At 38.3% G+C, this 14,438-nt stretch carries 13 protein-coding genes; 9 read left to right on the top strand and 4 right to left on the bottom strand.

From position 1 onward, the window contains the following. Nucleotides 1-115: 115 nt before the first annotated feature. From GJV22_RS11790 to GJV22_RS11780, 3 genes are read right to left on the bottom strand one after another with little or no spacing between them, the layout of a single operon-like run. Entirely contained in the window at nt 116-508 is a 393-nt protein-coding gene (locus GJV22_RS11790) for a DUF6527 family protein (protein WP_205461843.1), read from the bottom strand. Next, complete coding sequence (locus tag GJV22_RS11785) at nt 501-1,667, bottom strand: ThiF family adenylyltransferase (RefSeq protein ID WP_163713437.1); 1,167 nt, start codon at nt 1,665-1,667, stop codon at nt 501-503. The genes GJV22_RS11790 and GJV22_RS11785 overlap by 8 nt, the downstream gene beginning before the upstream one ends. Further along, nucleotides 1,642-2,331, bottom strand: a complete 690-nt coding sequence (locus tag GJV22_RS11780) for a multiubiquitin domain-containing protein (RefSeq protein WP_163713433.1) — start codon at nt 2,329-2,331, stop codon at nt 1,642-1,644. The genes GJV22_RS11785 and GJV22_RS11780 overlap by 26 nt, the downstream gene beginning before the upstream one ends. A 306-nt stretch (nt 2,332-2,637) precedes the next feature. Between GJV22_RS11780 and GJV22_RS11775 the strand changes: the two genes are divergently transcribed. The 8 genes from GJV22_RS11775 to GJV22_RS11740 all read left to right on the top strand — a co-directional run bounded on the left by GJV22_RS11775 (nt 2,638) and on the right by GJV22_RS11740 (nt 12,649). Beyond that, nucleotides 2,638-3,291, top strand: a complete 654-nt coding sequence (locus GJV22_RS11775) for an RNA polymerase sigma factor (protein ID WP_163713430.1) — start codon at nt 2,638-2,640, stop codon at nt 3,289-3,291. Between the two features lie 12 nt (nt 3,292-3,303). Continuing rightward, nucleotides 3,304-3,648, top strand: coding sequence for a hypothetical protein (locus GJV22_RS11770; protein WP_163713427.1), 345 nt, complete (start codon nt 3,304-3,306; stop codon nt 3,646-3,648). Further along, nucleotides 3,635-4,438, top strand: a complete 804-nt coding sequence (locus tag GJV22_RS11765) for an ImmA/IrrE family metallo-endopeptidase (RefSeq protein ID WP_163713423.1) — start codon at nt 3,635-3,637, stop codon at nt 4,436-4,438. The genes GJV22_RS11770 and GJV22_RS11765 overlap by 14 nt, the downstream gene beginning before the upstream one ends. A gap of 312 nt (nt 4,439-4,750) precedes the next feature. Beyond that, nucleotides 4,751-6,292 carry a Fic family protein gene (locus tag GJV22_RS11760; protein ID WP_163713421.1) on the top strand — a complete coding sequence of 514 codons (1,542 nt, stop codon included), beginning with the start codon at nt 4,751-4,753 and terminating at the stop codon, nt 6,290-6,292. Between the two features lie 62 nt (nt 6,293-6,354). Beyond that, entirely contained in the window at nt 6,355-7,596 is a 1,242-nt protein-coding gene (locus tag GJV22_RS11755) for a hypothetical protein (RefSeq protein ID WP_163713418.1), read from the top strand. After that, on the top strand, nt 7,596-8,180 hold the full coding sequence (locus GJV22_RS11750) for a condensin complex protein MksE (protein WP_163713415.1): 585 nt from the start codon (nt 7,596-7,598) through the stop codon (nt 8,178-8,180). The genes GJV22_RS11755 and GJV22_RS11750 overlap by 1 nt, the downstream gene beginning before the upstream one ends. A gap of 1 nt (nt 8,181) precedes the next feature. Beyond that, nucleotides 8,182-11,796, top strand: coding sequence for an ATP-binding protein (locus tag GJV22_RS11745; protein ID WP_163713413.1), 3,615 nt, complete (start codon nt 8,182-8,184; stop codon nt 11,794-11,796). 214 nt (nt 11,797-12,010) lie between these two features. Next, nucleotides 12,011-12,649, top strand: a complete 639-nt coding sequence (locus GJV22_RS11740) for a DUF7281 domain-containing protein (protein ID WP_163713410.1) — start codon at nt 12,011-12,013, stop codon at nt 12,647-12,649. Between the two features lie 129 nt (nt 12,650-12,778). Here the strand turns inward: GJV22_RS11740 and GJV22_RS22425 are convergent, their stop codons facing one another. Then, nucleotides 12,779-13,147 (bottom strand): helix-turn-helix domain-containing protein, encoded by a 369-nt coding sequence (locus GJV22_RS22425; RefSeq protein ID WP_394367551.1) that lies wholly within the window; start codon nt 13,145-13,147, stop codon nt 12,779-12,781. A gap of 440 nt (nt 13,148-13,587) precedes the next feature. Here GJV22_RS22425 and GJV22_RS11730 point away from each other — a divergent pair, with 440 nt between their 5' ends. Then, nucleotides 13,588-14,052, top strand: coding sequence for a DUF6573 family protein (locus GJV22_RS11730; RefSeq protein ID WP_163713407.1), 465 nt, complete (start codon nt 13,588-13,590; stop codon nt 14,050-14,052). Nucleotides 14,053-14,438 lie beyond the last annotated feature (386 nt).

Below are 14,438 nucleotides of genomic sequence, written 5' to 3'. Positions count from 1 at the left end.
AACGGGATTGTAGTTACTCCTCAAATTTGTCGAAAATTGTTTGTCGATTTCAGTAAGATGCAGCGGGAATTGTGTCCTGCTGCATCTTGCTATAAAGAATCAGTGAAAACCAAAGTCAACTAAATATGAACTCAAAAAATCTTTTCCATCCTTTTTTCTTTTTAGATAATTTAGAATTCTTTCTGGAAACCCAAGGAGTCCGTTTGTAAGCTTCTTGATTGTCCCACGCTTCAGCATTAATTACTTTATTTTCTCTAATCCAGTAATGAGATTGGCACGGAAAATCCCAATTGCCGATAGATGGCTTGAGCGAGATCGTTTCTCCATCGTAGCTCAGATGCCAGTCATCGGGCGACAACGGTGTCACAACTTTTTCGCCACACCCACAGGCACAGGAATGAATGACAACAGAATACTTCATGGAAACATACAACTCCCCTTGAAGAATTTCTTCAGGCATGTATTCGACAAATTGAACTGAAAATTCGTTAACTTTCATCTTATTCATTGAGTAAATCGTTATCATTGATCGAATACATTGAATTGGCTTCGCAAGTTATGTCATGGTAAAAACCTAACATTTTTTTCCATCTTATTATGGCATGGATAGCAGCCAAAGCATTAAGTTCCGCTATTTGTATGTTACTAGCGTAAACATCATCTTTCGCATCGTCGCCACCAAAAGCTTCCTTGATATGCCCATAACGCCCTGGAAATCCAGAAGTGATTCGTACCAAGCCCGAAAGTTTGTTTTCTGATAGATTGACACCGAGTCCTGAATCAATGAAAGATAGTCCTTTGTCAATCAAATAACCTCCAATTTCTTTTCTCACACAAACGCTATCAACGCTTAAGAAAATATAATTCATTTCTTTGAGCACATCAATGTTATCTGGCGTGATATGCTCTTTGTGAGGGATAATACGCGTGTGCATTTTACTGTATCGTCGGGCTAAGTATTCCACTTTTGAAAGCTGTTCTTCCAGCTCTTCAACAGAAGCCGCTCCTGGAGCGCGAAAGGCATTGTGAGTATTAAAAACATCCAAATCGTACAAATGGATCTCTTTCACAGGTGTTTTTGAGATGAAATCAAGGATATAGGAACCAGTACCACCAACTCCGACCAATGCAATTTTAAGAGGCCGAAATAACTCGTTAAGAAATGTAACATTAGCTCGACTGGCATTTGTATCCATGTAGGCCATTGGACTGTCGTCCTCATGTACTACAATTGGCCTTTTGATTTTATCACATGCTTCTTTGTCCAGGTTTAATGCAGGAGAGGATATTATACTGGCATATGTCGTGACCTTATCGTAATAGTCTGTATACTTGCGACCATCGGGATGACACGAAAGAAAGAAATCACTAACTATATCGCCAACCAATAGTTGCTTTCGAGGTGAATTTACAAGTGATGGGACAAAGCTACCATTAATGTTACAAGGTCTTTCTCCAACAAAATATGCAGTATGATCTCCTGGTTTACCGACAATATTTCCTGATGTCGTTAAACTCATAACTAAAAGACCGGACTTTATTTCTTTTGAACGATTAAGATAAGGTATATGGTGGATAACTAAATATCCACCACATACTTCTATCTCGTAATTTTCGTTCTGCAATCTAAGCAGATCCGAACTACGATTGATGAGTACTTGCGACATTGAAATTCATTTTGTTTTTAACAAATACTTCCGTCCCCTGAGACATCATACCTTTGGGGTTTTGATGAGGTCCATCGGTATATTTAACCTTGTAACCGCGACTCGGATCATAGTTGCCAAAGGCCAGTTTGACCACCTCTTCATAGGAAATCTTTGACTTATTGAATGGCTTTTGAGACCCATTTACGATGAGTACTATCTCGTTCGTATCATGGCGAGACACGAAATGTTCTACACCTGGTCGGGCTAAGTCGACCACTTCATCATTTGTGATTTGATCGTCTTTCCATCCACCGGGAAGATCAAGAAATATCAAATCGGAATCGGGAATTTTACCGAGCTCCCGGATTTGAATTCCTCTGATATACTGTTTATACCAGGTGTACATCACTTTGTTGATCGTAAAATGCAGCTTTTTTTTGACGAAAAAATACTCGGTCTCGGGCCTTGCCAGATTCACTGATTTTTCGTTTTCGATCAGCTCATCCATATAAGGTTTACTGATAGACAAAAATAACTGTGTTTCTAACGGAATACCAGCCAATTGTTTCAGTTCTGCACCCGTTTTGTACTGATCGAAGGTTTCATACTCTTTCCCTTCGATAATAAATTTCAAGGGAATTCTTTCTTTTTGCGTTTCAGGCGCCCCATTATTCCTAATCATAAAATATAATTTAAAGTGTATAAAAAATCGTCTTTATAATAACCATATGTTCTCACTTCAATACCTTGCTCATTTTTTCTCGAACCATTTACACTTCTCTAAATTCGATTTATCTAGAAGCTTAACAAGAGCTTGTAGCTATTTCGAAATCAAGTTGTGTGGTTACGTTAATCTGTTGTTATTGCATTCAGTTTTCTTTTACATAGTCATTATACCACAAAGCGTGACATTTTTTATAACTTTGGAGAAACTAGCGTATTGCAAAATTGCTTGTCACGCTTACGGGTATAAATTAAATGACACAATATGGATGTAAAGGGAGGTAAGAAGGAGACTATTACTTCATATACAGACGAAGACTTGTTTTTTTTAATGTCTTTAAAAGATGAAGAAGCAGCAGAAGCACAACAAGCTTTTGGTATATTTTACGAAAAGTATAGCAGATTATTATGGTCTCTATGTTATTCGGTTTGCAGAAAAATAGATGTTTCTAATACTGAAGAATTAGCAAAATGTGTTTTTTATAATACGATGACAACAATCTATGAACATCCGACATATGATGCTAAGAAAAGTAAGTTATCTACCTGGATTTCAAAAATAGCATATCATGAAACTCTAGATCTTATAAGTGAGTTTAAACTAAATGAAAGCAAGCGAAATATTTCGTTGAACGAAAAGGTAATTGCGACTGTTCCAGAGAAAGATGAGATTATTGACACTGAGACTCCTGAGAAAAAAATATTAAATGAGGCATTAGATCAACTGAAAGAAAGAGAACGGGAAATTCTCTTAACCTGCTTGATGTACAAAGAAGAACACAAGCACATACCAGATGAAATTTTATTAGAATTAAGTCAAAAGTACGATACGACCGCTGTTAATATCAGACAGATAAGAAAAAGAGCATTGGATAAGGTAAAAGCTTATATAACAACAAATTCCAATTTATTAAGCTAAACGTCAATGAACATGAAAGATAAAATTAAAATATACAACGAAGATTTTGAGGAATATCTTGAGAATGCACTAAAATCTTATGGATATATATTTCCTACAACAGATAAGCAAATGTCATGTTATGAGGAAAATATGGAAGAAATACCTCTGCCAAAAGAGTTTGAATCTCCCGACTTTGCATTTGTCAATAAAGGGAAGATGAAACTCGAGAAGAAACATATTATCAAAGACAATTCTGAAGCAGACAGAAATTGGGCATTAGCAGCACGAGAAGGGAAAGATATTCCGGAAGACGTTCTCGAGAAAATGAAGAAAGATAAGGAAGAGGCAAAGAAGAAACAGGATGGAAATAAATGAATACAGAAAAAAGGAATTAGCCAATTTGGCTGAATTTATTTCTACTGATTATTGCCCCACAGGTAAGATTCTTCCTGAGTTCATTGCTGAACAATCTGGTATTACTTATAATTATGGTGAATACGGCGATTGCTTTGATGGTCTTCTTGAGCATGATTCAGGAGATTTTCATGTTTACTTGAATACACAGTCTATCCTGTCCTCTGATAATAACCGCCTCAGATTTTCATTTGCTCATGAGTTAGGTCATTACTTTATTGATGATCACCGGAACGCTTTAATGAAGGGAAAATCGTTACATAAGTCTTACTACAGATTTTTGAGAAAAAATCTTGTTGAGACTGAAGCTGATTATTTTGCTTCGAACTTATTAATGCCAATAGGGAGGTTCAAGAAGTGCGCTCAACAAAATAGAAAGTTCGATTTTTCTGTAATTGAATATTTATCAAAAGAGTTTGGAACAAGTCTTTCTGCGACGCTTCTTCGATTTATAGAGGTAAATACTTATCCTATAATGGTTGTCTTTTCAAAGAGCAATACAATCGAACGCTATTGGAGTTCTGTAGATTTTCCCTTTAAATACTTCTTGGAGCATTCCTCCAAAAGACTACCACCATTGACTGTTGCTGGTGACTACTTTAATCATGGTATTAAATGTGAAGATACAGAATCAGTTGATGCAAGTGAATGGTTTAGCTCTTACAGTGATATTCGGGGAGTAAAGCTTTACGAGAAATGTATATATCCAACTTTTAACAATACCGTGATTAGTGTTATTTGGTTGAATTAGAGTAAGCATTTGCCGACTCCCGTTTTGTATACTGCTATACGGTTTTGGATTCTCTGATAGTTTCTCTAAAATGTTCGGAGAACTTTGAGAGATTTAGGAGTGACTTTGGATTGTTGGTTTTCGAAGTTGCGGCACAATTACACAGAAATATCCAGACTTTACTGCAGCGCTGTTGTTGCCTTAGAACAGCTAATTTTTTCTTCCCCAAGTGATGGATCGAATGCTTCTGATTTAGTTAGAGATTAAAATTCGTAAATGCTATATTTACCATATTAAAGCGTATCACCATTAGAACGTGAAAGAATTGTTATTGTGAAGAAGCTAAAAGTATTTATATCAAGTGTCCAGAACGAGTTTGCCAATGAGCGGGTAGAGCTGGCAAGTTATCTAAGGCAAGATCCGTTACTTGGAACATTTTTTGAACCCTTTATTTTTGAAGAAGTTCCTGCCAATACTCATTCGCCAGGCAAGGTGTACTTGACCGAAGCAAAGGAATCGGATATTTATATTGGGTTATTGGGAACATTATATGGCTTTGAAGATGAAATGGGGGTTTCTCCAACTGAAAGAGAATATGATCAGGCAAAAGCGGAACATATACCCAGATGGATTTTTATAAAGGACATCGGCGGAGCAGATCGCCATCCCAAAGAAATTGCCTTAATCCGGAAAATTGAGCAAGATGTTTCCAGAAAGAAATTTTCCAATCTTGATTTGCTGAAAAAGGAAGTTTATAATTCAGCAGTTCTGTATTTAAAGCAAACAGGAAAGATTGAAAGTCACGATTTTGACGATTCGCTACATCCTTCTGCAGACATACTCTCATTGGATGAAGATAAAGTTAAAGAGTTTGTCATTATAGCGAGAAATAAGAGAAGCTTTCCCTTAAAAGAGACAGCATCAGTTGATCAAGTATTGAAACATTTAAGAATGATCAAGAATGGAAAGCTTGTAAACAGTGCTTTACTAGCTTTTGCTCCTGATCCTCAATTGTTTTTTCCATCATCAACTATTAAGTGCGCTCATTTTCATGGGATACAAGTGCAAAAGCCGATTCCAGACTACAAAGAGTTTGGTGGAACTGTTTTTGAAGTTGCTGACGAAGCTGTAAATTTTGTTCTTTCTAAAATAAGCTTATCGACCGGTACCAGAGAAAAAAGTAATCAGGTTGAGACTATTTACGAAATTCCTCGTGCTGTTATCTCTGAAGCAATTATTAATGCAGTGGCTCACCGTGATTACTATAGCAAAGGCAGTATACAAGTTTCGGTTTTCAGGGATCGAATTGAAGTAACTAATCCTGGCAGTTTACCACCAGAGTTGGACATAAATGATTTGAAAGAACCTCATAGTTCCTATCCTCATAATCCGTTACTTGCAGGTTGTATGTTTTTGACAGGAGAAATTGAGCGCTATGGTACGGGAACACTTGAGATGTTTAAACTAACAGAAGAACGAGGATTAAGACCGCCTCTTATTGTTCTTGATGAAGGTTTTAAGGTGACGATTTGGCGACCTTCAGCTGAAGCCATACATGATGCCGAACATGATACCATACATGACGCCGAACATGACAACATACATGATGTATCCGAGCTATTCTCGGAGATAGTAGAATTGCCCCATCGTTTGGTGCTGGTTTTAAAAGGTGAAATGAGCAGGCCTCAGCTGATGGAGATTCTTGAATTAAAAAACAGACCGCATTTTGCGATTAATTATCTTGAACCAGCTTTAAAAGAAGGCTTAATTGAAATGACTTTGCCGGAGAAATCGACCAGTAAAAATCAAAAATATCGGTTAACCTCCAAGGGATTGGATTTGAAAGAGACGCTGGAAAGTAAACTACGGAAATGATCAATTCCTTATTGAACCCAAGTGTGTTGCATTGAGTGTTTAACCAATGAGTTAGAACAAGAATGGCTAAATTTGAAAAGATAGAAGATCTGCTTAGCGAGCTATATAAATACCGAAAGCTTTTCTCAGGAATGTTTGATAAACGGATGTCTCCGATACAGGAAGAAATGGTCGTTTCGTTGGTTGAGCATGATACGGAGAAGCTGGAACGGCTGGCCGCTTTTGACCTTCTATTCCGAAATCAAGGCCTGATTAGCCTTGAACCTCGATTGCAGGAATTTTTCGAGGAATTTATGGAAGTGGACGAAACGGTTCATGTTCTGTATATCCAGGAGAACCTTGATCAGATTAAGAAAAACCAATCCTATTATTTAAAAGAGAATCAACCCAGCAAACGAGATCAATATCTGGTCAAAATCAAGAAACACTTGTACCGGATTAACCAAACCACCCTACAAAATATAAAGGCACTTCGGGATAATACTGATGAAACCTATAAAACAGAAACAAATTTTGAGATTAAGAAGGAGAAGTTAACGGACATCAGAAATCAAAGAGATGCACTGGAGGGAGTGATTAAAGCCGTTGAACGCGTATTGCAGGACGATATATTTTTCAAAACAGCGGCTGATGCGGAGTTGCAGCTTATCGTCCATCGGTTACGATTGGCCTTGAATGACAGCATCCATAATCTTATTGAAATTCAGCAACAGATTATTGAATACCTAAACCATATCGAAAAACGGGTTCATGTTGTTGAGAAAGTGTTGCGATTGAAGATGCTGCGGGATAAACACTACCTGAAAGAACGAACCAATTTTTATTGGATCGTCGGAGCCAATCAGGATCTTCCTTTAAGGAAGGCCGAAGGCTTCCGTACCCGACTATCCATTCAGGATATGTTGAATGAGGAAGAAAAACGGAAGCTGATCTTAAAGGTTCGGGAAAAACAGCAAAACCAGCGACTTTTAGCTCAGAATACCGCCGGCAGCATATCTGATGAAGCTTTCAATGATAAAAATGAGATAGACAGTGTTTTCAATTACCATGCATTGAAACGAGTCTTCATGGGGAAAAACCAGGACCTCTTTTCTTTTGTCATGCATCATCAGTTTGCCGAAGAAATCTCCATCAACAAACGTATTCAACTATACTGTCGGCTTGCCTCGCTATTCGAAGCGGATTTTACGTTCTCTGAGGAAACCGGCCGGTTTGAAAACCTCGAGTATGCACTCATTTATCCGGCGTCGAATTTAACAACAGCCAATCCCCAAACTACTAACACGATAAACGATCCAGTCTAATGATAGATTCAAACAACAGAACTGCAGAAATATTTGATATTCTGAGCAAAGGACAGTTTATATGCTCCAATGCGATAAACGCACAACGTCGTTACCTGTATCAATATATTGAAGAGAATATTTATGAGCTGGAGCCTAAATTCACAGAAATTGGATATCAACTGGAAAATGGGAACAACTATTACTATTTCTCACGACCAAATGAAAGCAACCAGAATGTGGAGAACAAGATAGAAAAGGCTTTGCGCTGGCTCGATATACTGGCATTCTTTACAACTTTTAGAAAGGATTTGTGCCGAGGGGCGCGTTTCAAGCTTTTCGACATTTTGCAACAGATCGATATCAACTTGTCGTTGAAAGAACAGTTAACCGATTTACAAAAACGTATAAATCCCGGCAGAAATTACCAGGAGATGCTCAATGATCTGATTCGGGAAGTGCAAAAGGAAGGTTTTATTGATCTTGAAAATGAAATGGATCAAACCTGGAAGATTCTGGATTCATGGGATTACATGGAAAAGTTAGTCATGGCTGTGAATATTCAAGACGAAGAAATTAGTAACCAACCAGAGGAATTAAACTGAGATGAAACAATTAAGCCGCATTGTGCTGATTAATAGCGCAACTGTTGATTTTTACGAACTTCAACTGGATGGAAATATTCATTTTATTGGAACACAGGGAACCGGCAAAAGTACATTGCTCCGGGCTATTTTGTTTTTCTACAATGCTGATGCCCGCAAGCTGGGAATTTCGAAAGAGAAATCGTCTTTTAGCGACTACTATTTTCCGTATGCCGATTCCTATATTGTTTACGAGGTGAGTCAGGAAAGCCGTAACTTTTGTGTTTGGTTGTACAAAAAACAAAACCGCTTATGTTTTCGATTCATTGACGGGCCATACAATCGCGAACTTTTTATCTCTCAGCAGCAGGCATTAACAGAAGGACAGGTGATCGAAAAGGCCAATCAACAGGGATATAAGGTGCACCGACCGATCCATAACTTTACCGAATACCGTGACATTATTTACGGTGCGAACAAGGGAATGAACCGGTTTCATGTACTTCAAAATCCTGCCTATCAAAATATCCCCAGAACGATTTCAAACATCTTTTTGAACTCCTCGCTTGATGGGGGCTTTATCAAAACGACGATCATAAACTCGTTGAGTGATGATCCATTTGAACTGAACCTGGATGCCAACCGGCACCATATCGAGACAGCCAGAAATGATTACCGAGATGTTTCAGAGTATCTCCTTCATGAGAAAAAGGCGCAGAACATAGTGACCCAGTATGAAAAGCTTCTTCAAATGGAAGATGGAAAGAAGGAGCTGGCGTGGCAAATAGGTGCTTCATATAATTTGGCAAAAGATAAGGAGCGTGAACTGGAAGACGATCAGAACGTGATTGGACAAAAGGTACAAGATCAATCTGAAAGAATTGAAAGGATCGAAGCTGAATTTTTGGTGAGTCAACGGCGCATCCAAGACAAGTTATCCCCTATAAAAAGAGATATTGCAAAAGCCAACCAATTGGCAAAAGCCTATGCTGCTAAAAATATCCAGCAAATTCTGGATGAACATGCTAAAAAGCCAGCATATGAAACAGAAAAATCTCAAATAGAAGCACAACTGGCTTTGCTGACTTCAAGTTTGAAAGATGTTGAGAGTCAGTATCAGACTGACAAGCAGCGGCTGGAAACACAATGTCAGCAAATCATTCTGGATTTTGAACGTTCTCTTTCCAAAGAGAAAGAAAAACTCCAGCAGGATTCAGCTGATCTGCTTAATACATTCTATAAGAAAAAGGAACAGACTACAAAAGACCACAACGGTAAGCTGGACGAACAAAAAGAAGATAAAACGATCGTTGACCAGAAGCTGCGTGATATTGACCATCAAATTGAGGGCGTACAGAAGACTACTTTTTTGAAGGAAGAGGTTGAAAAGCAAGTTCAGAAACAACAGGAGCTTTCGGGAAAAAGACAAACTCTTATTTCGGAAAAATTGGTTGCAGGGATAAAGAAAGAAAACGCGATAAAGGAAGGTGAACAAGAATCCGAGGTTTTTAGTCTGAAGAAAAACAAAGAGAATGAGGTCTTGTCCGAAAAGAAGAAATCACTGGAAAAAGAGATAGAACAATTGCAATCAGAGCTGCAGGCTTTATCCGGTTCACTTTTAGAGTTTTTGGACCAAAATAAACCAGACTGGCATCAATCAATTGGAAAAGTAATTTCTCGGGATGTTTTGCTGAAGAGTGATTTAAAGCCTTCACTGAAAGATGGAAATAGTATTTATGGTCTGGATCTTTCCCTGGAGCAACTTCAACCGCTGGAAATCTCAAAATCAAAACTGGAGGAAAAGTTGGAAGCTTTCAAGAACCAGTTGAAAGAACAAAGCAAACTCGTTGAACAACATCAACAGGAAACGCAGGATCAGAAAGATAAACTTCAGAAAAAGTACAACAAGAAAATTTCAGAGCTTAGTCAGGAAATCGCCCAAAGCGCCTATCAGATAGATAAGATTGATATTGACCTTGAAAAATGTGGGATCGCTCTGGAAGAATTAAAGGAGAAAGCTGAAAACCTGAAACGCCAGGAATTGGTAAAAAAGGAAGAAGAAAAACACAAGCTGAAAGTCGAACAACAGAAAATTCTGGATTTTCTAGAAAAGCTACAACAGCAGTTTCAAAAGTCCATCCATGAAATTGAATCAATTAAAAGAGGACAAGAGAAAAAGATCAGCAATCAGTTGATAGAACTAGATGATAAAATAAAGTCAGGGAAAAAAGAGATTACAGAAAAATTCAATGTCCAGATCCAAACGCTGCAGGAACAACGAAACTCACTTTTGAACGAAAAAGGGGTGGATACAACAGAAATTCGGCGATTGGAGGATGTGCAAAAAACCGTAAAAGGCAAATTATCAGAGATAGCGAAAAACTACCCGACAATAATTGAGTACAAAAAAGATTCGGCAGAATACATTGACCGATTGGACGAATTCCGTCAAAATCGAAAAACGCAGGAAAATGATTTAGAGCATCTGCAGCAACTCCACACCAATAGAATAAATAAGGAGAAAGCAGAACTGAAATTGTTACAAAATCAAAAAGAAGAGCTTTCTAAAACAATCGGAGAACTAAAGCGTGAGTTAAGCACTTTTGATCTCTTTAGCAAGAGTCATTTGTTTGACGAACTACAAAATTTTATTGAACACCACGATAAAGCAGAGAAGTGGGACTGTGATCAAAATATTCGCAAGTTGCAGGAGTTAGCTCTTGAATATGAAAAGTATGATAAGCAATTCACAGAGCGGATTACGGAGTTTTCCGGTTATTTCAGTGAACACAATTGTCTTGGATTTGAAACCAGCTTATCCGGCAGGTTGCAATATCGGGCCTTTTCTGAAAATTTGAGAGAGTTTGTTCGCGAACAGAAGATTATAGATTTTAAAACAGAAGTGACGCGGAAGTATGCGATGGTATTGATAAATATCGTCAATGAAACCAATGAGTTGCTGCAGAAGGAAGAAGATGTTGCTAAAGTGATAAAACGGATCAATACCGATTTTAAGAAATCGAATTTTGTTGGTGTTGTTAAAAGTATTGAAATGCGCCTTCAGGAAAGTTCCGATAAGATCATTCAGCTTTTGCGGAAAATAAGGAAATTCCAGTCCGAGAACAATCTAAACTACGGGGAAATCAATTTATTCAATCAAGGTGGTTCGGACAGCAATAATGATGAAGCGGTAAAATTACTGGAAAGCTTGCTGTCGCAAATAGGACAGGCGAAGTCAAAGGTTCTGAAACTGGAAGATGCTTTTGACCTTGAATTTAGGATTCGCGAAAACGAGAACGATACGAACTGGGTCAGCCGTCTGGCAAATGTAGGATCAAACGGAACTGATGTATTGGTCAAGTCGATGATATACATTAATTTGTTGCATATCTTTAAAAGTAATGGTTCCACCCAGAAAATCGATACGATTTTGCATTGTTTGATTGATGAAGTAGGGATCCTGCACGATAGTAATGTGACAGGGCTAATTACTTTTGCGAGTGAACGAAACATCCACCTGATTAATGGATCGCCAAATTCGCACAATGAACAGGATTACAGGCATATCTATATGTTTCGAAAGAATCCGAAGTCAAATAAAACAGGTATTACCAAACTGATTAGTCATGAGCTCTAAGCCACTGCCTCTGTCATTTGCCCGTTGTCTGATTCGATTGCAGGATGGTGAGCAACTAAATCCAAGTGAGATTAAGTCAAAAAACTTACTGAAGCGATTTTGTGAGGATGGAATCATTCAAAAGAGGGCTCTAGGTAACCGCCGATCTGGTTATGTTTGTATAAACGCGGAAGTATTGCAAAACTATCTTAGGGTACAGAATGGTATTCTTTCGTTGGAAAATTATATTGCAGAATTTGAGAATGATGCTTCCGACGGGGTGAGCTCACTTGGGGCTTCCAAATCCACCAAGACATTTCGTGGTAAAAGTTTGCAGGGATTTTTTATCAAGGCAATAAATTCTGAAATGCGGATTTCCGGAAAGATAGTTCTACCGGAGCCCCAAGGCATCGAGTTGTTTGTTCATCAGCCGGAGCACTTGCAAATTTCAAAGACAGCACTAGTTGTCGGGATTGAGAATCCGGAGTGTTTTCTGAAATTTGAAAAATTGGCTCAGCTTTTCCCCCAGCAGGAACTGGTGATTGTTTTGCGGTATATGAGCAACAGTCCAAACAGGTGGCTTCAGACCCTATCAAACAACTATCTGCATTTTGGCGATTTTGATCCGGCTGGTTTGAGTATCTACATCCATGAATACCGGAGGCATTTGCCCGCTCACCGATGTGATTTTTTTATACCGCCAAATATTGAACAACTCATTAGTCGATATGGACTATCTGACTTATATGATCAACAAGTACATTTGCTGGAGAATATAAATCGCCAGCAGTACCCTGAAATAGAAAAACTACTGGTTATCCTCGATACACAAAAGAAGGGGCTGGAACAAGAACGTTTGTTGACGTTTATGTAGAATTGCTGTATTAGAAGTTTTTATAAGTTTTTTGAAGTTTCATCTTGTTCTCAAATGTTTGTCAAAGTGATTCATCACTTTCTTCAGCCGACAAATGGAGACGAATCAAAAAAGCGTTTTTTCAAATAGTCATTTTAAACTATTCTCAGATTGCTTATTTGCACTAGATTCAGCATGTCCTTTCCCGAAGAGTACGGATTTTAGACGGTGTACCTCTTCTAGCAGAATGTCTATCAATTGATCTTTCTTTCTTATCAATGCATTTAGTAATTCAGTTTCGGATTTGACGTTATCAATTTTTTGTTCTGGTGCGGTATTGTCATTCTGTTTACTGTGCTCTAGAAAATAGGGAGGGTAGCCATAGATTATGTAGTTCCAGTTTAGGTTCTCACATTTTTCATATATCAGGTCGAAGTTGATATTATTTCTACTTCTCCAAGAGGAAAAAGTAGATAGGGGAACCCCCAGAAATCTTGCGAGGTCTTGATCTCTTTTAATTTGTATGCTTTTTTGATTCTATCTATTAATAGATTCTTATCGATATCCTTTTTAGCCATAGTCACAACTTAGTAGCAATCGTAAATGAACTGGGTAATTTATTACGATGATAGGATAGTTTGCCTAGTAGATTGTGTTTTACCATAAAATCACAGCTAAAATTAAAGAAGTTATCAGTAGAGAGTAGCATGGAGCAATAACTTATTAATTAAATTTCAGTTAGGTAAGTATTGCAGTTGAGATTCTAAGATTATTGAGTTTCTAAAGGTCCTTAGATTGTCCCTTTTAGCTGTAATGATTACTCCTCAAATTTACCGAAAGTTATTGATCGCTTCCCGGAAAAGTCAAGGGTATATGAATCCCGCTAACGCGTTCCCCTTGCCTTAATCCGGATAGCTCAATGGTAGAAACTCAGAATTTGAGTTTAACCGGCGAGCCAGATGCCAACAAAAATCCCCAGGGCAAGGGTGTTTTATATGTCAAAAGAGTTTCAAAATATTTCTTCTTACACAACCAAGCAAGCTCTTGCTGATGGTGTATTGGTATCAGTTGATAGCAAGATTTCGGAAGAAGCAGGGATTGTTTACCCAGTGCTCATGACCGGGACGGTATGGAACCGGTACATCCAGAAACCCGAAGGAATGGAGCATCAGGATTTGGATGGTCGGTTGTGGGATTTGTTGTTTATGTTCGCCGTCCAGGCTAGAAAGTCAAAGGGTGGTGCGCTATTGTTTTTCAAGGTGCTGTTTCAGCTTCCGGCAGATATGAGTTGGTTAGACAATGAGAAACGGGAACTCCAATCGGAGCCTGAAACCCGGTTGGTTACTTTGAAGGCTGTTGTTTCAGCTCATCATATTGATAATCCAGCTCCAGCAATTTTCATCATGCTGCCAGGAGAGGACTGAACGAAAGGGGAATTTCCCCTTTTTTTGTTCGTATTCTAAAGCGGGTTGGATTGTTATTTCTTGGGGTATCAGTTGCCAGACATATGATTTCAATTTAAAGACTCGACTCCATGCTCTCGTTTTTTAGTATAACTCTTCCTTTGGTTTTGTGACCGTCAAAGATGCTGGTTTTCATAGATATTCTTCTTGTTGGTTATATTTTACCTATTACACTCAAATTTCTAACAAAGTTATTTACGCTTCCCGCAACGGTAAAGGGGAACTCGCCCGTCTGACCGCGCAAGCCGGGCAGGCTTTTCGTGGCTCGTTTCCTTCAGATGTGTTCATTCCGATTATTATCGGAATGACATGCACCCCGTAGTGTTTCTTTGCGATTCGAATTAAAA

This window comes from Mangrovibacterium lignilyticum (genome assembly GCF_010882175.1).
GTDB classification, from domain to species: Bacteria; Bacteroidota; Bacteroidia; order Bacteroidales; family Prolixibacteraceae; genus Mangrovibacterium; species Mangrovibacterium lignilyticum.
Note: the sequence above shows the minus strand (reverse complement) of the source record. Positions and strands in the feature narration are given on the sequence as shown.

Bases quoted from the DNA above. Each gene is read 5' to 3' on its own strand.
- GJV22_RS11790 (WP_205461843.1), bottom strand. From the start codon at position 508: ATGAATAAGATGAAAGTTAACGAATTTTCAGTTCAATTTGTCGAATAC.
- GJV22_RS11785 (WP_163713437.1), bottom strand. From the start codon at position 1,667: ATGTCGCAAGTACTCATCAATCGTAGTTCGGATCTGCTTAGATTGCAG.
- GJV22_RS11780 (WP_163713433.1), bottom strand. From the start codon at position 2,331: ATGATTAGGAATAATGGGGCGCCTGAAACGCAAAAAGAAAGAATTCCC.
- GJV22_RS11775 (WP_163713430.1), top strand. From the start codon at position 2,638: ATGGATGTAAAGGGAGGTAAGAAGGAGACTATTACTTCATATACAGAC.
- GJV22_RS11770 (WP_163713427.1), top strand. From the start codon at position 3,304: ATGAAAGATAAAATTAAAATATACAACGAAGATTTTGAGGAATATCTT.
- GJV22_RS11765 (WP_163713423.1), top strand. From the start codon at position 3,635: ATGGAAATAAATGAATACAGAAAAAAGGAATTAGCCAATTTGGCTGAA.
- GJV22_RS11755 (WP_163713418.1), top strand. From the start codon at position 6,355: ATGGCTAAATTTGAAAAGATAGAAGATCTGCTTAGCGAGCTATATAAA.
- GJV22_RS11750 (WP_163713415.1), top strand. From the start codon at position 7,596: ATGATAGATTCAAACAACAGAACTGCAGAAATATTTGATATTCTGAGC.
- GJV22_RS11745 (WP_163713413.1), top strand. From the start codon at position 8,182: ATGAAACAATTAAGCCGCATTGTGCTGATTAATAGCGCAACTGTTGAT.
- GJV22_RS11730 (WP_163713407.1), top strand. From the start codon at position 13,588: ATGCCAACAAAAATCCCCAGGGCAAGGGTGTTTTATATGTCAAAAGAG.